Origin of the sequence: Pseudoponticoccus marisrubri (genome assembly GCF_001482405.1) — a bacterium.
Taxonomy (GTDB): domain Bacteria; phylum Pseudomonadota; class Alphaproteobacteria; order Rhodobacterales; family Rhodobacteraceae; genus Pseudoponticoccus; species Pseudoponticoccus marisrubri.
Genome location: NZ_LPXO01000001.1, coordinates 722,525 through 740,388 on the forward strand (window position 1 = coordinate 722,525; position 17,864 = coordinate 740,388).

At 68.4% G+C, this 17,864-nt stretch carries 21 protein-coding genes; 8 read left to right on the top strand and 13 right to left on the bottom strand.

Translation table 11 applies throughout. The annotated features are described in order from the left end of the window. Positions 1-166 precede the first annotated feature (166 nt). Positions 167-595, top strand: a complete 429-nt coding sequence (locus AVJ23_RS03555; RefSeq protein WP_058860740.1) for a L,D-transpeptidase — start codon at positions 167-169, stop codon at positions 593-595. 38 nt (positions 596-633) lie between these two features. On the opposite strand, the gene dacB is transcribed toward AVJ23_RS03555, so the two are convergent. Both dacB and AVJ23_RS03565 read right to left on the bottom strand, forming a co-directional pair. Next, positions 634-2,139 (bottom strand): D-alanyl-D-alanine carboxypeptidase/D-alanyl-D-alanine endopeptidase, encoded by a 1,506-nt coding sequence (gene dacB / locus AVJ23_RS03560; protein WP_058860741.1) that lies wholly within the window; start codon positions 2,137-2,139, stop codon positions 634-636. 109 nt (positions 2,140-2,248) lie between these two features. Beyond that, a complete protein-coding gene (locus AVJ23_RS03565) occupies positions 2,249-2,833 on the bottom strand; it encodes a nicotinate-nucleotide adenylyltransferase (RefSeq protein WP_058860742.1) in 585 nt (194 codons plus the stop codon). Positions 2,834-3,009: 176 nt separating this feature from the next. Between AVJ23_RS03565 and ettA the strand changes: the two genes are divergently transcribed. Then, positions 3,010-4,665: an energy-dependent translational throttle protein EttA gene (gene ettA / locus AVJ23_RS03570; RefSeq protein WP_058860743.1), complete on the top strand. Its 1,656-nt coding sequence runs from the start codon at positions 3,010-3,012 to the stop codon at positions 4,663-4,665. A gap of 134 nt (positions 4,666-4,799) precedes the next feature. Here ettA and AVJ23_RS03575 read toward each other — a convergent pair whose 3' ends face one another. Then, positions 4,800-5,207, bottom strand: coding sequence for a DUF4168 domain-containing protein (locus AVJ23_RS03575; RefSeq protein WP_058860821.1), 408 nt, complete (start codon positions 5,205-5,207; stop codon positions 4,800-4,802). Between the two features lie 317 nt (positions 5,208-5,524). Between AVJ23_RS03575 and AVJ23_RS03580 the strand changes: the two genes are divergently transcribed. Next, on the top strand, positions 5,525-5,731 hold the full coding sequence (locus tag AVJ23_RS03580) for a cold-shock protein (protein WP_058860744.1): 207 nt from the start codon (positions 5,525-5,527) through the stop codon (positions 5,729-5,731). A 66-nt stretch (positions 5,732-5,797) separates the two neighbouring features. Here AVJ23_RS03580 and AVJ23_RS03585 read toward each other — a convergent pair whose 3' ends face one another. Next, positions 5,798-6,268: a DUF2938 domain-containing protein gene (locus AVJ23_RS03585; protein WP_058860745.1), complete on the bottom strand. Its 471-nt coding sequence runs from the start codon at positions 6,266-6,268 to the stop codon at positions 5,798-5,800. A 130-nt stretch (positions 6,269-6,398) separates the two neighbouring features. Between AVJ23_RS03585 and AVJ23_RS03590 the strand changes: the two genes are divergently transcribed. Next, on the top strand, positions 6,399-6,833 hold the full coding sequence (locus AVJ23_RS03590; RefSeq protein ID WP_058860822.1) for an RbsD/FucU family protein: 435 nt from the start codon (positions 6,399-6,401) through the stop codon (positions 6,831-6,833). Positions 6,834-7,041: 208 nt separating this feature from the next. Here AVJ23_RS03590 and AVJ23_RS03595 read toward each other — a convergent pair whose 3' ends face one another. The 7 genes from AVJ23_RS03595 to AVJ23_RS03625 form a co-directional block, all read right to left on the bottom strand. Beyond that, positions 7,042-8,106 (bottom strand): DUF1513 domain-containing protein, encoded by a 1,065-nt coding sequence (locus tag AVJ23_RS03595; RefSeq protein ID WP_099045454.1) that lies wholly within the window; start codon positions 8,104-8,106, stop codon positions 7,042-7,044. Further along, positions 8,103-9,083 carry an imelysin family protein gene (locus AVJ23_RS03600; protein ID WP_058860747.1) on the bottom strand — a complete coding sequence of 327 codons (981 nt, stop codon included), beginning with the start codon at positions 9,081-9,083 and terminating at the stop codon, positions 8,103-8,105. The genes AVJ23_RS03595 and AVJ23_RS03600 overlap by 4 nt, the downstream gene beginning before the upstream one ends. Next, entirely contained in the window at positions 9,083-10,618 is a 1,536-nt protein-coding gene (locus AVJ23_RS03605; protein ID WP_058860748.1) for a di-heme oxidoreductase family protein, read from the bottom strand. The genes AVJ23_RS03600 and AVJ23_RS03605 overlap by 1 nt, the downstream gene beginning before the upstream one ends. 57 nt (positions 10,619-10,675) lie before the next feature. Further along, complete coding sequence (gene bfr, locus AVJ23_RS03610) at positions 10,676-11,161, bottom strand: bacterioferritin (RefSeq protein WP_058860749.1); 486 nt, start codon at positions 11,159-11,161, stop codon at positions 10,676-10,678. Positions 11,162-11,231: 70 nt separating this feature from the next. Beyond that, positions 11,232-11,477, bottom strand: a complete 246-nt coding sequence (locus AVJ23_RS03615) for a (2Fe-2S)-binding protein (RefSeq protein WP_058860750.1) — start codon at positions 11,475-11,477, stop codon at positions 11,232-11,234. 76 nt (positions 11,478-11,553) lie between these two features. Further along, positions 11,554-12,807, bottom strand: coding sequence for an imelysin family protein (locus AVJ23_RS03620; protein ID WP_058860751.1), 1,254 nt, complete (start codon positions 12,805-12,807; stop codon positions 11,554-11,556). A gap of 10 nt (positions 12,808-12,817) precedes the next feature. Further along, positions 12,818-13,270, bottom strand: coding sequence for a hypothetical protein (locus AVJ23_RS03625; protein ID WP_058860752.1), 453 nt, complete (start codon positions 13,268-13,270; stop codon positions 12,818-12,820). Between the two features lie 263 nt (positions 13,271-13,533). Between AVJ23_RS03625 and AVJ23_RS03630 the strand changes: the two genes are divergently transcribed. Together AVJ23_RS03630 and kynU are read left to right on the top strand one after the other, a co-directional pair. Next, on the top strand, positions 13,534-14,370 hold the full coding sequence (locus AVJ23_RS03630) for a tryptophan 2,3-dioxygenase (protein ID WP_058860753.1): 837 nt from the start codon (positions 13,534-13,536) through the stop codon (positions 14,368-14,370). 1 nt (position 14,371) lies between these two features. Continuing rightward, positions 14,372-15,565, top strand: a complete 1,194-nt coding sequence (kynU, locus tag AVJ23_RS03635; RefSeq protein ID WP_058860754.1) for a kynureninase — start codon at positions 14,372-14,374, stop codon at positions 15,563-15,565. A gap of 6 nt (positions 15,566-15,571) precedes the next feature. Here the strand turns inward: kynU and gph are convergent, their stop codons facing one another. Together gph and rpe are read right to left on the bottom strand one after the other, a co-directional pair. Further along, positions 15,572-16,228, bottom strand: coding sequence for a phosphoglycolate phosphatase (gene gph / locus AVJ23_RS03640; RefSeq protein ID WP_058860755.1), 657 nt, complete (start codon positions 16,226-16,228; stop codon positions 15,572-15,574). Next, the gene (gene rpe / locus AVJ23_RS03645; RefSeq protein ID WP_058860756.1) at positions 16,228-16,923 is read right to left on the bottom strand and encodes a ribulose-phosphate 3-epimerase; all 696 of its coding nucleotides are present in this window, start codon (positions 16,921-16,923) and stop codon (positions 16,228-16,230) included. The genes gph and rpe overlap by 1 nt, the downstream gene beginning before the upstream one ends. Positions 16,924-17,207: 284 nt before the next feature. Between rpe and AVJ23_RS03650 the strand changes: the two genes are divergently transcribed. Together AVJ23_RS03650 and AVJ23_RS03655 are read left to right on the top strand one after the other, a co-directional pair. Continuing rightward, positions 17,208-17,492, top strand: a complete 285-nt coding sequence (locus AVJ23_RS03650; protein WP_058860757.1) for an STAS domain-containing protein — start codon at positions 17,208-17,210, stop codon at positions 17,490-17,492. Beyond that, positions 17,489-17,863: a response regulator gene (locus AVJ23_RS03655; protein WP_058860758.1), complete on the top strand. Its 375-nt coding sequence runs from the start codon at positions 17,489-17,491 to the stop codon at positions 17,861-17,863. Before AVJ23_RS03650 ends, AVJ23_RS03655 begins: the two co-directional genes overlap by 4 nt. The last annotated feature ends 1 nt before the right edge of the window (position 17,864 follow it).

The window sequence follows — 17,864 nt, forward strand, 5'->3', positions numbered from 1 at the left end:
GCCGCAGCGGGCGGAACCCCCGCGCGCATCGCGGATAAATTACAGTCCTGTCACAATTTGTGTCGGTTCGGGTCCGGATTCCCGGACTGACCGGTGGATATCCGCAGAGTATAAACCCTTTCAGGTATTTATCGCCGAACAAGACCGATTCACCTGGAGGGACAAAATGAACCGTATTCTTGCGGCGGTCCTCGCGACCGCGATGCTCTTCCTGACCCCTGTCGCCAGCGCCGCTGCCCCGCTGGTCGCCAAGGTCGACATCTCTTCGCAGACGATGACCGTGATCCACAATGGTCGCGTGGCCTATCGCTGGCCGGTTTCGACCGCACGCTCGGGCAAATGGACCCCGCGCGGCTCGTGGGGCGCCAAGTGGCTGTCGCGCTATCATAAGTCCAGCCTCTACAACAACGCGCCCATGCCCTACTCGATCTTCTTCAACGGCAATTACGCGATCCACGGCACCAACCAGATCAGCCGTCTCGGTCGCCCGGCCTCGGCCGGCTGCGTCCGGCTGCACCCCGATCACGCCGCCGTGCTGTTCCGCCTGACCAAGCAGGTGGGCAAGCGCAACATGCGCGTGGTGATCCAGAACTGATGGACCTGTTCGGGCGGACCGTCCCGGCCTGCCCCGTTTCACGCAGAGTAAAGCACGCCCCAGCGTTCGATCAGCGCCTGCTGCAGCGCCTTGGCCCGCCGGTTCCATTCACGCCCGCCCGGCGGGCGTTCGCGCTGCGCCCGGCTCAGCTCGGCGCGGCGGTCCATGTCGGAGGTGAAGATTGCAAAGACCAGCTCCGTCCCGTCCGGCAGATCGACAAAGCCCGCCAGGCCGCTGACGAAGTTCAGCGTGCCGGTCTTGGCATGCACCTTCAGCGGATGGTCCGAGATGATCCGGCGCTGCGAATCGCGCATCGGAAAGGCCTTGAGCAGCGGCTTCAGCCCCTTGCGCCGCCGGATGTTGTAGAGCGCGGTCATCATGTCGCGCGCGCTGATCCGGCTGTCCTCGCCCAGCCCCGAATGATCGACGAAGGCCATCGAGTCGAGCCCGAAGCTTTCCCGCCCCCAGGCGCTCATCTCGGCGGCCGAGGCGGTCAGGCTTGCGGGCGCGGCACCGGTGCGGACACGCGTCGCCATCATGCCCACCGCCTCTGCGGTGAGGTTCGTGGACCATTTCAGCATGTCGCGCAGGATGATGCGCAGCGGCGCGCTTTCATGCCGGGCCACGGTCTCGCCCGCAGGCAGCGCGTCGATCACCGTCGGGGCACCCAGCTGGATGCCCTGCGCCCGCACGAAGGTCTGGAAGACCTCGCCGGCATAAAGCTCGGGCTTGCGCACGGGCAGCCAGCGCGCCCCGCCATCGCCCAGCGCGCCGCGCGCCACGGTCCACTCGTCGCGGCCATTGCTGTCGGAATAGGTGTAGACCGGCATGTCGCGCGCCACGACGCCCATGCGCGCCATGGTCACGTCGGGCCGGTGCGTGCCCGAGCGCGCATCCATCGAGACGGTATAGCCGCTGCCCGCCCGACGCCATTCGAAATGCACCCGGTTGTAGTTCAGGTTCAGCCCCGACACGGCCGGGCTGTAGCCCACGTGGTCCGGCTGCAGCGGGTCGATCACCCGCACGAAGGGCAATTCTCCGCCCCAGACCTTCAGGCCGCCCGTCACGCCGGTGATCCCCGCGGCCTTCACCCCGGCCGCCAGCGCCGCCAGCGCGTCGGTGTCCAGCGTCGGATCGCCGCCACCGGCCAGCACCAGATCGCCCTGCACCACCCCGTCGGTGATGCCGCCCGTCGCGATCACGCGCGTCTCGAAGTGATAGGCCGGGCCCAGCACCTCCAGCGCATAGGCGGCGGTCAGCGCTTTGGCGACGCTTGCGGGCGGCAGGCCGAGGTTCGGCGCGTGATCCTCCAGCATCTTGCCATCGGCCATGTCGGCCACGGCGAAACCGACCCGCCCGTCCAGCCGGGCCCGGGCGATCAGCTCTTCGGGCGGGGTCTGCAGGCGGCGCAGCAGATCGTCGCTGCGCGCGACAGGCCGCAGCGAACGCGCGGGCGCGTTCGCCACCGCCGGGCCGGCGGCCGCGCTCAGGCCGGCAGCCGCCGCAAGGGACAGGAAAGCACGTCGAGGCAATGTTTTCGTCATGGGCGGGATCTAAGCGAAGGATCGGGCGCGCGGCAACCGGTCATCTTTGCGCACGCGATCAACTTTTTGCCGAACCGCGCCGGATCGCGGAAACACAGCGTTTCCCCGCTCAGGACCACCCGCCGCGGGCACGCAACTCGGTCGAGCTGAGATCGATCATCGGGATGTTGACGAAACACCAGGCCGGCGGCGCGCACAGCGCCAGCCGTCCCGATTGCGCGGCGGGCAAACGCGCACCGGCATAGACCCGCGACGCGACCGAGGCGCGCGCCGCGATGCGCAGGCCCGGCCGGGCCATCACGCCCATGGGCACGCGGTGCATGATCTCGTGCCAGCGATCCCAGCGATGCAGCTGTGCAAGGTTGTCCGCCCCCATCAGCCAGACGAAGCGCACGCCGCGGTGCCGCGCCTGCAGGGCGGCCAGCGTCTCGGCGGTGAAGCGTGTACCGGCCTGCGCCTCGAAATCGCTGATCAGGATGCGCGGATGCGACACCAGCGCCCGGGCCGCGTCCATGCGGCGCGCCAGCGCGGCCGGCGGGTTGGGTTTGAGCGGGTTGCCCGGGCTGACCAGCCAGACCACCCGGTCGAGGTCGAAACGCTTCAGCGCCTCGCGCGACAGGTGCAGATGGCCCGCATGGGGCGGATCGAAGGAGCCGCCCAGCAGCCCGACCCGCTGGCCGGCGCGCAGAAACATCCCGTCGTCAAGCTCTGCCACGGCTGTCCCCGCCCGTCCCGTCCCAAGGCGCGGGGCCCGGGCCCCGTGCCGGGCCTTGTCTAGGCGCTCGCCCCCGGCGCATCAAGCCGCCCGATTGCACCGGGCCGCGCAACGCGCTACTCCCCTCGTCACGCGCACGCAGCAGGAGCTTTCGCATGGCCTCTTACCAGTATGTCTACCACATGGACGGGGTGTCCAAGACCTATCCGGGCGGCAAGAAATGCTTCGAGAACATCCGGCTGAGCTTCCTGCCCGGGGTCAAGATCGGTGTCGTCGGCGTCAACGGCGCGGGCAAGTCGACCCTGATGCGGATCATGGCCGGGATCGACAAGGATTTCACCGGCGAGGCCTGGGCCGCCGAGGGCGCGCGGGTCGGCTATCTCCCGCAGGAGCCGCAGCTCGACGAGAGCCTGAATGTCCGCGAGAACGTGATGCTGGGCGTGGCCGAGAAGAAGGCCAAGCTCGACCGGTTCAACGAGCTGGCAATGAACTACAGCGACGAGACCGCCGACGAGATGGCGCAGCTGCAGGACGAGATCGACAGCCAGAACCTGTGGGATCTCGACAGCCAGATCGACGTCGCCATGGAGGCGCTGCGCTGCCCGCCGGACGAGGCGGATGTGGGCACGCTCTCGGGCGGCGAACGGCGCCGCGTGGCGCTGTGCAAGCTGCTGCTCGAGGCGCCCGACATGCTGCTGCTGGACGAACCGACCAACCATCTCGACGCCGAGACCATCGCCTGGCTGCAGAACCACCTGATCGCCTACAAGGGCACGATCCTGATCGTCACCCACGACCGTTACTTCCTCGATTCGATCACCGGCTGGATCCTCGAACTGGATCGCGGCCGCGGCATCCCCTACGAGGGCAATTACTCCAGCTGGCTGGAGCAGAAGGCCAAGCGGCTGGAGCAGGAAGCCCGCGAGGACAAGGCCAAGCAGAAGACGCTGGAGCGCGAGCTGGAATGGATGCGCCAGGGCGCCAAGGCCCGGCAGGCCAAGTCCAAGGCCCGGATCAGCGCCTATAACGAGCTGGCCAACCAGTCCGAGCGCGAAAAGCTGTCCCGCGCCCAGATCATCATTCCCAACGGCCCGCGGCTTGGCTCCAAGGTGATCGAGGTCGACGGGCTGAAGAAGGCGATGGGCGACAAGCTGTTGATCGAGGACCTGTCCTTCTCGCTGCCGCCGGGCGGCATCGTCGGCGTGATCGGCCCCAACGGCGCGGGCAAGTCGACGCTGTTCAAGATGCTGACCGGACACGAGACGCCGGATGCGGGCACGCTGGAATACGGCGACACGGTGCAGCTGGCCTATGTCGACCAGTCGCGCGACGATCTGAAATCCGACGAGACCGTGTGGGAGGCGATCTCGGGCGGCGCCGAGCAGATCAAGCTGGGCGATGCCGAGATGAACAGCCGCGCCTATTGCTCGGCCTTCAACTTCAAGGGCGGCGACCAGCAGAAGAAGGTCGGCCTGCTCTCGGGCGGCGAACGCAACCGGGTCCACATGGCACGGCTGCTCAAGGAAGGCGGCAACGTCATCCTGCTCGACGAGCCGACCAACGACCTCGACGTCGAAACCCTGCGCGCGCTGGAAGATGCGCTGGTCGATTTCGCCGGCTGCGCGGTGGTGATCAGCCACGACCGCTTCTTCCTCGACCGGATCTGCACGCATATCCTCGCCTTCGAGGGCGAGGCCCATGTCGAATGGTTCGAGGGCAATTTCGAGGATTACGAGGAAGACAAGAAGCGCCGCCTCGGCGCCGACGCGCTGGAGCCCACACGGGTGAAGTTCAAGAAATTCGCGCGCTGACGCGGGCTTGGCCCCTGCAGGGCGGGTCTGGCCCTCCCTGCGATCCGCGCGACCTGCGCTGAATTACGAGAGCTGCCACAAAAAGCCCCGCGCGAGTGGATCGCGCGGGGCTTTTCAATTCAGCGTCGGAGCGCTCAGCCGTCGCCTTGCGGCTGGGCGTCTTCCGGGACCCGCTCCTGGATCAGGGCGACGACGCGCTGGTTCAGCTCTTCATCGGCCTGCGCGGCTTCGCCGATCTGGGCATAGGTCTCGACGGTCATGCCGTCGGTTTCCTCGATCGCGCTGCGCATGTCGGATTGCGCCTGCGCGACCAGCGCCTGGCGGTCTTCCTGGGTCTCGGCCGCCTGCAGGCGGACCTCGTAGGTCTGGCGCAGGGCCATGACCTTCATCGCGGCATCGACGAAGTCCGACAGCATCGCGTCGGTGACCTGAATCGCCTCGGCCTGCGGTGCCTCGGCTTCCTGCGCGAAGGCGGTGCTCATCGGGGCCGCGGCCAGCGCGGCGATGACGGCGGTGCCGAGGAGGGTGGTTCGAGCGCTCATGGTGATCTCCAATCTCGTGTGAATTTGCGGTTCTCCCGCGCTCATCCCCGACCAAATCATCCGCGCCGCCGGTTTCAACCACCCCGGCGCCGATCCGCCAACAGGGCGGCCTCAGACCATAGGGCTCACGCATCTGCGAACTTGTCGCGCATGAAGTCCCTTGTCCCGACTCGGCAAACCTGTCATGCAGGCGTCGCTACGTTACCACTATCGCCTACCTGTCTCCCTTACCCGGCGACAGAGCAACCGATACTGCTCTGACAGATGCCGGGCCGCAGCACTTCCGCGTGCGGCGACACATGACAGGAGATCTCACGATGGCCACTGGCACCGTGAAATGGTTCAACACCACCAAAGGCTTCGGCTTCATCCAGCCCGACGCGGGCGGCAAGGACGTGTTCGTCCACATCTCGGCTGTCGAGCGTTCGGGCCTGACCGGCCTCGCCGACAACCAGAAGATCCAGTACGAGCTGCAGTCCGGCCGTGACGGCCGCGAGAGCGCTGCGAATCTCGAGCTGCTCTGAAACGGGACATCCCGTTCGGAAAGATCGAAGGGCGGGGATTTCCCCGCCCTTTTGCGATTCCGGCCCTCAGACGATCAGCGCCGTGACCCACATGCCCAGGCCAAAGACCGTGTGTGCGACCAGCCCCATGGCTCGGCCCTTCATCGGCGTCTCGGTCCGCGACAGGGCCCAGCCCAGCCCCATGCCGGGCTGCAGCAGGAACCAGCCCGCCGCGATCGTCACCAGCGCGAAGATCCAGGCCGGCAGGAACGTCGGCGCGGCCGCCCAGCCCGGCCCCACCAGCAGCATGAAGATTACCCCGTAGAAGATGCCCACCGCGTAGTGGAAGGCCCAGCCGATTGCGGTCTCGCCCGGCAGCGGCGTGGCGGCGCCGATATCGTCGTGAAAGACCCGGCCCGGCAAGTGCCCCACCCAACGGCCCACATTGCCCCAGTTGGGCAGGCCCTGTCCCAGGGTCCGGTTGAGCAGCAGGGCCCAGAGGTCCATGGCGATCGTGCCGCCCAGCCCGATCAGGATACCGGTGAAGAGGATGTCCATGCGCGTCTCCCTTGTCGGCGCCACAGTGCCGCGCCCGGCCCCGGGATACAATGGGCCGCTGACCGACCGGAAAGCCCTTGTGATGGGGCGGCGCGCGCGGTTCACTGCGCCCGGAAACGAGGAGGCCCACATGCTGCACAACATCCCCCCCATCCTTTCGCCCGACCTGCTGCACTGCCTGCGCGCCATGGGCCATGGCGACGAGATCGTCATCGGCGATGCGAACTTTCCCGCCAGCAGCCTCGGGCCCAAGGTCATGCGGCTGGACGGCATTCCCGCCACCGCCACGCTGGAGGCGGTCTTGCGGCTGATGCCGCTGGACCGTTTCATGCCCGACCGGGCGCTGACCATGCAGGTGGTGGATGACGCCGCGGCGGTGCCCGAGATCGTGGCCGAGTTCCAGCAGATCCTCGACGCGACCGCCGATCACCCCGCACCGATCGTCTCGCTGGAGCGGTTCGCCTTCTATGACAGAGCGCGTACGGCCTTTGCCATCGTTCAGACCGGCGAGACGCGGCTCTACGGCAACATCATCCTCAAGAAGGGCGTGATCGGCAGCGCCTGACGGGTCGGGGATTCCCGACCGTCCGGAATGCCGGACTGTCGGGAGGCGGCGGGACAGAGCATCCTGTATGACAGGAGGACCGATCTCATGACCAAGCACGACATCCCCACCCGCGACACCCAGAAAAGCCCGATCCCCGGCACCCGCAGGAAGCCGCAGACCTACCGCTTCACCGACTGGGCCGCGCTCTGAGCGCGCCCGGCCCGGCTCAGCCGCCCAGCCGGACCAGGTGATTGTCCCAGGCCCGCGCGGCGCGCGCCAGCGGCGCAAGGTCCGGGTCCAGCGCGGCGATCCCGCCCTGCCCGTCCGTGACCACCAGCCCGCACGCCCCCGTGGCAATGCCGCAGACATCCGCGCGCAGCACGGCACGCACAAAGCGCCCCTGCCGGTCAAAGACATGGACCCGACCGCCCCTCGGCGAGGTGATGGCCACGTGGCGTGCATCCATGGCGACGCTGCCGGCATAGCCGTCCATCGACATCTGCTCGCCCATCTCGGCGCTGCACAGCACCGGCGCCGCCCCCCGCCGGTGCAGGCCCAGAAGCGGCGCGGGGTCCGGCAGATCGCCCTGCCACTGCATGGCAAAGGCCACCTGCCCGCCCTCTGCCGCCAGATGCCGGATCGAGGCGTGATGCAGGTCGGGCTCCAGCTCCACCACCTCCTCAATGCCGCCTGACAGCGACACATAGGCCAGGTTCGGGCGCATGGAGGCGAGGTTGAGCTTGTCGCGACCGCGCTCGGGATGGGTGCGGATGCCACCATTGGCCACGGCCAGCACTTCGCCCGGCAAGGCCAGAATCTCGTGCGGTCCGACCCCGCCGGACGGGATTTCGCCAATCCGCCGATAGCCCTCGGAGCGCGCCCAGAGGCCCAGCACCCCGGCGCCGGTCTCGATGCCATTTTCCGACGTCACGAGGATTTCGCCCCCGTCCAGATAGGCGCCATGCCCGTAGAAATGCCGCCCCGCCGGCGCGTCCAGCCTTGCGCGCAACTGCCCCGAGGCGCAGTCGATCACCAGCGCGAAAGCCCCCGGGCGGCGGGCAAAGGCCACGGCCTCGGGCGCGACGGGATGGGCGGCAGCGGCATGGCCGCGGGCGGGCAGCGGGATGCGGAACAGGTCCTGCCCGGTCGCCGACAGCCCGAACAGCGCGAATGCCCCCGACGGCTCGCGCGCGGCGGCAAGGAAGGCCGGGCTGCCGGCATCGGCCCAGCTGGCCCCGGGCATCGTGGCCGAGGCCAGCATCGCCGACAGGAAGGCGCGCCGCCGCATCAATCGCCATCCGTGGCGTTGAACCCGGTCGACAGGCCTAGCGCGGCGCCGATCTCGGCCGCGACGGCGGTCTTCACGAGCTCCACGCGCTGCTGCAGGATCTCGACCTTGAGCCGCCCGGCCGGGTCGGCCAGCACCGGGTCGTCCAGCCCCTCCGCGACGGAGAGCGCATCGGCAAAGGCGGCCTCGGTCTGCGGGATCGGCACATCGGACAGGCTGCGCGCCAACCCGCGCAACGCCTCGAGCGACAGGCCCACGTTGCGCAGCGAGCGGCCCGAGCGGCGCGCCTCGGCCCGGGTCGGGCGGGGCCGGTCGAACGTGCCGAGCGGACGGCCAAGCCGTTGATCCCCGGTGAATTCCAGCCCGGTGATGAGCGCGGTATAGAGCGCCTGTTCAGCTTCGCGCGGCGACAGGTAGACGGTGTTTCCATCCTCTCCTGCCGAGCGCATCAGAGCCGCGTGGTCACTCCAGTCCGCCTGCAGCGCCTGCCCGGTGCGGGCAAGATCGGTCGCCACGGCCCGGATATAGGCGCAGGCATAGCTGTCATCCGCAAGGACCTCGTCGCCCTCGAAGAGCAGGCGTTCGAGCGCGAACAGCCCGCGCCCGGCGACCGAGACCTCGGCAAAGCCCTCGGGGTCGGAGACGACAGGGTCGGCATCCTGCAGCAACCCGTTCACGCTGCGCGCGACAAAGCCGCGCGTGTCGGGCCAGAATCCGATCGCCAGTGCCCGCCCGCCTGTCTCGAGCGGGCCGAACCGCAGATGCGAGATCCCCATCCAGGCGTCGAACGCCGCATGATAGGCCGGGCGCAGTGCCTCGGCCCCGCACCCGGCCGCGGCGGTCCGTGACAGATCGGCGGTCTCCTCGGCAAAGGTCTCCATGGCCGGCAGGACATGCCGGTCCAGGGCGTCGTCGGTTCCGGCGGTGGCGGGGCCGGCCAGCAGGGCGGCAAGACAGGCGACAAGAGAAAGGTGGCGCATCACAGGCTCTCCAGGAAACGGATCAGGGCGGCGCGATCCTCGGGCTCCATCTCGACCACGCGGGTCTTGGCGGCCTCGGCCTCGCCGCCATGCCAGAGCACCGCCTCCAGCAGCGAGCGCGCGCGCCCGTCATGCAGGAAATAGGTGTGGCCATTGACCTGCTCGGTCAGGCCGATCCCCCAGAGCGGCGGGGTCTTCCACTCGGACCCGGTCGCCAGCCCCTCGGGGCGGTTGTCGGCCAGCCCGGGGCCCATGTCATGCAGCAGGAAATCGGAATAGGGCCAGATCAGCTGGAAACTCTGCGCATCGCGATCGGCCAGCCGATGGGTGACATATTTCGGCCGGTGGCAGGCGATGCAGCCGCTGTCATGGAAGACCTGCTTGCCGCGCAGCACCTGCGGGTCGTCCACGTCGCGCCGCGCCGGCACGGCAAGGTTGCGGCTGTAGAAGGCGACGAAGTCCAAGCCCTCCTGCCCGATCTCGAAGACGCGGTCGTCGCCATCGCCATGCGGCCCGTCCATGCAGGCGGCCTGGGCGGCAGTGCAGTCGCCCGAGGGCAGCGGGTGCAGCGGGGTCGAGATGCCGATATCGCCAGCAAAGGCGCTGGCGCTCTGGTCCAGCACGGTGGGGTTGCCGGCCTTCCAGCCGAACCGGCCCAGCATGGGCGCGTCATGGGCCAGCGACCACGTCACCTGCGCCCGCCCGGAAATCCCGTCGCCATCGGCATCCTCGGGATCAACTGCGGAGAGGAGGTCGGCGGTAGGGATCGCCTCGATCAGGCCCAGCCCGATCATCGGCGAGGCGACCCGGGGGCTGAGCATCGTGTCGGGGTGCAGCGGGCCGTAGGCCGGATCCGACACGCTGTAGGTGGGCTTGCGCAGCGACGCCGTCTCGCCGCCCGAGAGCGCGACCTCGATCTCCTCGTAGGTGATCTCCATCCGCCCCTCGGCGGCATGGCCCAGCACTGCGACATCCTGCAACTGGCTGCCATAGGTGGGCTCGGGCCGGGTCGTGGCGCCGCCCAGCCCGGCCAGGTAGGTCTCGATCTCGCTCATGCCGGACTGGTCCGAGGGCACCGAGAGACGCAGGAACATCGACACGCGATTGTCCTGCGGCCCCTCGGGCGGGTGGCCGCGCCCGTCCTTCAGGTGGCAGCGCTGGCAGGAGCGCGCGTTGTAAAGCGGGCCCAGCCCGTCCGAGGCCAGCGTCGAGGCGGGCGAGGACACCCAGAGCTTGCGGAACAGCCCGTTGCCGACGCGGAAGTCCAGCTCTGCCTCGAAATCGAGATTGGCCGAGGGCAGCGAGAAGGCATCGGCATCGCTGCGCGCACGCACCGTGGCCGCCCCGCCGGGATTGGACTCGAACCGCTCGGCGGCGTCGAAGGTCCGGGTCGGCGCGGTCACGGCGGCGACGCGCGCGGCCTCCTCGGCGCTGCGCGGGACGATGTTCAGGTGCGGGTCGGACAGGTCGGGGGGCCCGGCAATCGCCGGGCTGCCCGCGCCGGACAGCGCGGCGCAGATGAGCAATGCTCGCATGATGCCTCTGGGGTTGCGGCCGGGGCACAGCACGGCGCGCCCGGCCGGGAGGGGCCCTTACTCGGCCTCGTCGGCGGGCTTGGCCTGCAGCAGGCCGTAACGCTCTTCGCCGATCTTCTCGTAAAGGTCGATCTGGGTTTCGAGATAGTCGATATGGCCCTCTTCGTCGGCGATCAGCTCTTCGAACAGGTTCTTGGAGACATAGTCACCCACCTTGTCGCAGTGATCGCGCGCCTCGATGTAGAGCGTGCGCGCGTCATGCTCGGCCGCCAGATCGGCATCGAGCGTCTCGCGCAGCGTCTGGCCGATGCGCAGCGCGTCGAGCTTCTGCAGGTTCGGGTGTCCTTCGAGGAAGATGATCCGCGAGACGAGCTTGTCGGCGTGGTGCATCTCCTCGATGCTTTCCTCGCGCGACTTGTTGGCGATGCGGCCAAAGCCCCAATCCTCCTGCAGGCGGTAATGCAGCCAGTACTGGTTGATGGCCGTCAATTCGCTGCGCAACGCGGCGTTGAGGTATTCGATGACCTTGGGGTCGCCCTTCATGTCGTGCTCCTTTCGCTGGTGATCTTCCAAGAGTTACGCCGCGAAGGCGGTCTCGCAAGGGCAAATCTGGCTAGGGGATGTGGCGGAATTTCCCGGGGTTGCGCAGCGCGCGCAGCTCGGCCGGGACCTCGAGATTCTCGTTTCTTGCCATGGTGGACACGAAGAGCGGCAGGCACCCGCCGCAATCGGCCTTCTTGCCAAGCGCGCGGTAGACCTTTCCGGGCGTGATCAGCGTGTCGGCATCCGAGGCCCGCATCCAGTCGATGGCGGCGTCGATATCCTTGTCCGTGATGTTCATGCAATGGCAGACGATCATGGCACAGTGTCCGGTGTTGGAAGAAGGGATCGGCCGGGGCAGAGGAAGGGAGATACCGCCCCGGCCTGGGGCGGTCCTACTGGAAGACCGCATTCGGGGCGTCGAGGCTGTCGGAGCCTTCGAACGCAATCTGGTCGAGCCCCAGCGCCGTCACCGCACGCTCGATCCCGCGGGTCTGGGTGACCAGCGCGTCGACCGCGGACAGGATCAGCGCCTCGCCGGCGTCGTTGCCGCGCTCCAGCATCTGGTCATAGGCAAAGCCCGCCTCGGCCGCGGCCTTGATCTGGCCCAGCTCGATCATGGTGGCGTTGAGATCGGCGCGCAGGGCGTTGTCGACCGCCGGGTCGGCCGCGGCCACCAGCGAGGACAGGCTTTCACCCGACACGGTCGAGCCGTCGATGCGGACATATTCGCCAAAATAGACGTTCCGGATGCCCAGCCCGTCATAGTAATGGCTGTTATGGGTGTTGTCCGAGAAGCAGTCATGCTCTTCCTCGGGATCGTTCAGCATCACGCCCAGCTTCATGCGCTCGCCCGCCTGCTCGCCGTAGGAGAGGCTGCCCATGCCGGTCAGCATCGCCACGATGCCTGCATCCTCGTCCGCCATCAGCGTGTCGCGCGCCGCGCCGCCCTCGGCCCACTGGGCGGTCATCCATTCCAGATCCGAAACCAGCAGCTCGGTCGCCGCCTTCAGGTAATCGCCGCGGCGGTCGCAATTTCCGTTGGTGCAGGCCTGACCCTCGGCATAGTCGCTCCACGGGCGCTCTCCGGCGCCCGGCGCGGTGCCGTTCAGGTCCTGCCCCCAGAGCAGGAACTCGATCGCGTGATAGCCGGTGGCCACGTTGGCCTCGACCGCATCGGCCTCGTGCAGGGTCTCTTCCAGCAGCGCCGGGGTGATCTGCGCGGCATCGACCGTCTCGCCCGACAGGGTGAAGCTGGAGGAGGCCACGACGTTCAGGTCGGCATAGGCGTTCTCGTCCGTGGCCCCGCCATAGGCGGCGTCGACATAGTCGATCAGCCCCTCGTCCAGCGGCCAGGCGTTCACCTTGCCCTCCCAGTCGTCGACGATGGCGTTGCCGAAACGGTAGACCTCGGTCTGCTGGTAGGGCACGCGCGCCTCCAGCCATGCGCTGCGCGCGGCGGCCAGCGTCTCGGCCGAAGGATCGGCCAGCAGGGCGTCCACGGCGTCGTTCAGCGCCCGCGCCTTCATCAGGCTGTCCTCGTACCCCGCCTGCGCGATATCGGCATAGGTCGTCAGGACCTCGGCCTTCCCGGCCAGCAGCGGGCTTGCGGTCAGCACAAGCGTCAGGGCTGTCATCGTCGTCTTCATGGGAGCTCCCCTAGTGTAGTCTTTGCGTGTTCGGCCGGTCCTGGCCGCCGTGACCCGCCGGCGGCGTCATGCGACGCAGCAGCAGGCCGAACTCTTCGGCCAGCGCGATCAGCGCCGGCGCCATGTCGGGGCGCACGATCAGCGTGGCCATCAGCATGGCATCCTCGCGTGCGCCTTCGCTGGCCGCACCCACCAGCTGGGCGAAACAGGCCTCGTCCGCGCCAAGGCAGACACACCCCACCGAGTGGCGCATCAGGGGGCGGCGCCCGAAGCGCACCATCAGCTGGGCGATCTGCGCGAACAGATCCAGCGCGCGCGCCTCGGACGGATCCTTGCGGGCGCGGTCATGCGCTTCGGCCTCGCTCCATAGCCGCAGGCACAGCACCGCCGCGGCCTCGACCCCGTCCAGGTCGGCCATGTGGCCGACCGCGGCACCGCCGCGCGGCTTGACATGCAGGGTCATCGCAGTGCCACCCCGCCGGCCGGGGCCGTGGCGCGGGCCCCTCGGGTGCCGGCGCAGGATCCGCCCTGCTGTCGCTGTGCCTGTGTCATGCCCGCCCTCCGGTCGACGTCGTGTTGCGCAAGTATCTGACTGAATCACTCTGATTAGTCAATGGTGATCGTTTTACTCGGAAAAGCCGTCGCGCCGGCTGCCGCTTTCCGCAGCAGATCGGTGGCCCTGCCCGGGGATTTGTGCAGAATGCCGCGAAACAGGCGCGAGACGACATGAGCCACACCCCCTACGACCCCGAATCCGACGGCGCGCGGATGCGCTTTGCCGATGCCATGTCCTATGGCGACTACCTGCGGCTGGACGGCATCCTCGACCAGCAGCGCCCGCTGAGCGACGCGCATGACGAGTTGCTCTTCATCATCCAGCACCAGACCAGCGAGCTGTGGATGAAACTGGCCATCCACGAGCTGGCCGCCGCGCGCGAGGCGCTGATCGCGAATGACATGTCCCACATGTTCAAGATGCTGGCCCGCGTGACCCGCATCTTCGAGCAGCTGAACGGCGCCTGGGACGTGCTGCGCACCATGACCCCGGCGGATTACACCCGCTTCCGCGAGGCGTTGGGGCCATCATCGGGGTTCCAGTCCTGGCAGTACCGGATGATCGAGTTCATCCTCGGCAACCGGAACCCCAACATGCTGCGCCCGCATGAGCACGTGCCGGAGGTGCATGCCGCGCTGCAGGCCGAGCTGGCCCGGCCCAGCTTCTACGACGTTGTGGTCGACCGGCTCTGCCGCGAAATCCCGCTGGACCGGCCCGCCCCGGCGCCGCAGCTGGACAGCCCGCATGCCGGCGATGCCGGGGTGCAGGCGCGCTGGCAGATCGTCTACGAGGATGTGGATGCGCACTGGACGCTTTACGAGCTGGGCGAGAAGCTGGTCGATCTCGAGGATTACTTCCGCCGCTGGCGCTTCAACCACGTGACCACCGTGGAACGGGTGATCGGCTTCAAGCGCGGCACCGGCGGCACGGCCGGTGTCAGCTATCTGCGCCGCATGCTGGACGTGGTGCTGTTTCCCGAATTGTGGTCGGTCAGAGGAGAGCTTTGAGATGACATCGACCCTGCCCCGCAAGGATCGTTTCCACCTGCCCGAGGGGCTGATCTATCTGGACGGCAACTCGCTGGGCCCGCTGCCCCTCGGCGTGACCGAGCGGGTCGAGGCCGTGATGCGCCGCGAATGGGGCGGCGAGCTGATCCGCGCGTGGAACAGCGCCGAGTGGATGGCGCTGCCGCAGAAGGTGGGCGATCGGATCGGCCGCCTGATCGGCGCGCCCGCGGGCTCCGTCGCGACCGGCGACACGCTGTCGATCAAGGTCTACCAGGCGCTGGCCGCGGCCTTGCGGCTGCGCCCCGACCGCCGCGTGATCCTGTCGGACAGCGGCAACTTCCCCACCGATCTCTACATGGCGCAGGGGCTGGTGGATCTGCTGGGCCAGGGCTACGAGATCCGCACCCCCGCCCCCGAGGAGGTGGCCGGTGCGATCACCGACGAGGTGGCCGCGGTGATGCTGACACAGGTCGACTACCGCTCGGGCCGGATGCATGACATGGGCGCACTGACGCGCGCGGCACATGACGCGGGCGCGGTGATGATCTGGGACCTTGCGCATAGTGCCGGGGCCGTGCCGGTGGACATGGCGGGCTGCGGCGCCGAGTTCGCGGTGGGCTGCACCTACAAGTATCTCAATGGCGGGCCGGGCGCACCGGCCTTCATCTATGTCCGCCCCGACATGGTCGAGGACGTCGCCCCGGTGCTGGCCGGCTGGCTGGGCCATGCCGCGCCCTTCGCCTTCGAGCCGGACTATCGCCCCGCCATGTCGGTCGAACGGCTGCGCGTGGGCACGCCGCCCATCCTGCAGCTTGCGGCGCTGGACGCGGCGCTGGATGTCTGGGATGGCGTCACCATGGAAGAGATCCGCGCCGCCTCGATCACGCTGTCGGAGCTGTTCATCGCCGAGGTCGAGGCGCGCTGCCCGCAGCTGACCCTCGCCTCGCCCCGCGCGGCAGAGCAGCGCGGCAGCCAGGTCTCCTTCGCCTTCGAGCACGGCTATGCCGCGATGCAGGCGCTGATCGCGCATGGCGTGATCGGCGATTTCCGCGCGCCCGACATCATGCGTTTCGGCTTCACGCCACTCTATCTCGATGAGACGGACGTGCGCGCGGCGGTGGACGTCATGGCCAAGGTGCTGGATGACGAACTTTACCGCGACCCCGCCTACCAGACCCGCTCGCGCGTGACCTGAGCCCTGTCAGGTGGCGGCGTCCAGCAGCGCGGCCACCTGCCCCGGCAGATCGGCAAAGCTGTCGAATGCCACGTCATGCGGGATCTGTGCGACCGCTGTCTTGCGATAGCCTTGCGTGAACAGAAGGAAGGGCACGCCTGCGCGCTGCGCCGTCTCGGCATCGACCTCGCTGTCGCCCACATAGAGCCGCGGGCCATCGCCCAGCGCGTCGAAGGCCGCGTGTAGCGGCGCCGGGTCGGGCTTACGCGCGGGCAGGCTGTCGCCTCCCCAGACCGTGGCAAAGCGCGCCTCCAGCCCGAGATGCCGCAACACCGCCTTGCAGGGCGTCAGCGGCTTGTTGGTGCAAATACCCAGCGCATGGCCCTGCCCGGCCAGCCGGTCCAGCGCCTCCACGACATGCGCATAGGGTTCGGTCAGGGTCACCGCATCGCGGTAGCCCTCGACAAAGGCCTCCTGCAGGCGCGTCTGCGCAGTCTCGGGCAGGCCCGCGGCCGCCCGCATCCGCGCCACGAAGACACCCGCCCCGTTGCCGATGAAGACGCGGGTCTGCGCCATGGAGATCGGCGCGCAGCCCTCGCCCTGCAGGATCCGGTTGGCCAGCGCATGGATGTCCGGCGCGCTGTCGATCAGCGTGCCGTCCAGGTCGAAGACGATGCGCGCCATCAGGCCGCCGCGCGGGCCGCCTCGGCCGCATCGCGGATGGTGCGAATATTGCTGCCGTAGACCTCGGGCGCCTCGACCGAACCGCCACGGAACACGGCCGAGCCCGCCACCAGCACATCGGCGCCGGCCTCGGCGACCAGCGGCGCGGTCGTCGGGTCGACCCCGCCATCGATCTCGACATGGACCGGGCGGTCGCCGATCATCTCGCGCAGGCGGCGGACCTTGCCGGTCAGGTCGATGAATTTCTGCCCGCCGAAGCCCGGGTTGACCGTCATCACGCAGACCAAATCGGCCAGGTCCAGCAGATGCGCCACTGCCTCGGCCGGGGTGCCGGGGTTCAGCGCCACGCCCGCCTTCATGCCCGCGCCGCGGATCGCCTGCAAGGTGCGGTGGATATGCGGGCCCGCCTCGACATGCGCGGTCAGCACATCGGCCCCCGCCTCGGCATAGGCGTCGATATAGGGGTCCACCGGCGCAATCATCAGGTGCACATCCATGACGGTGCGGACATGCGGCCGGAACGCCTTTACCGCCTGCGGCCCGAAGGTCAGGTTCGGCACGAAATGGCCATCCATCACGTCCACGTGCACCCAATCCGCGCCCTGCGCCTCGATGGCGCGGATCTCCTGCCCGAAATTGGCGAAATCGGCCGAGAGGATGGACGGGGCGATCTTGATCGTTCTGTCGAGCGGCACGGCGACGGCCTCCTTGCATGTGATTGCGCGACAGCGATAGCCGCCCCGGCGCGCGCGTCAAGCGCCCTGTCGTTCCGATGGCCCCCGGCTGGGCGGGGGCGCGTTCCGGGGCCGGCGGCGGCGGATCGATAAAAACCACGGCATTCCCTCGATTTGCCAGCCTGCTTGCGGCCCTCGCGGAGAGGCGACTCCGAACGCTTTCTTAAGACTGCGTGCGTATCCCTACCGCCCACAGACCCGCCGCACCGGGACACGTGTCACGCCAAGAGGGATACGATACCGCCATGCCAGACATCCATTTCCATGCGCTCGGTCCCGGCCGGGCCCGCTCGGGCGAGGACCCGCTGATTCCCTTCCTGATCGGCGCGCGTCATGCCCCGGTGACGATCTCGGCGCGCGACGTGCCCCGGCTCGACGCGCATCGTCTGCAGGTGCTGCTGGTGGCGCAGCGCCAATGGGCCGCGGATGGCGCCGAATTCCGGCTGACCGATCTCTCGCCCGGCTTCCGCGACGGGCTGGAACGGCTGGGGCTGGATGGCGACCATTTCGACGGCGAGGTGCAGGCATGACGACCAAGGTCCTGGCGATCGACGATTCGCGCACCATCCGGAACCTGTTGCGCGTCTCGCTGGAGAACGCGGGGTTCGAGGTGCATTCCGCCTGCGACGGGCAGGAAGGCGTCGACATCTTCCCCGAGGTCGATCCCGACGTGGTGATCACCGATATCAACATGCCCAATCTGGACGGGTTCGGCGTGATCGACACGCTGCGCAGCGGGCCGAACCGCACCAATGTGCCGATCCTCGTGCTGACCACCGAAAGCTCGGACAAGCTGAAGTCGCGCGCCCGCGCCTCGGGAGCCACGGGCTGGATCGTGAAGCCCTTCGACGATGCCTCGCTCGTCTCGGTGCTTCGCCGTCTGACCGGCCATGTGAGCTGAT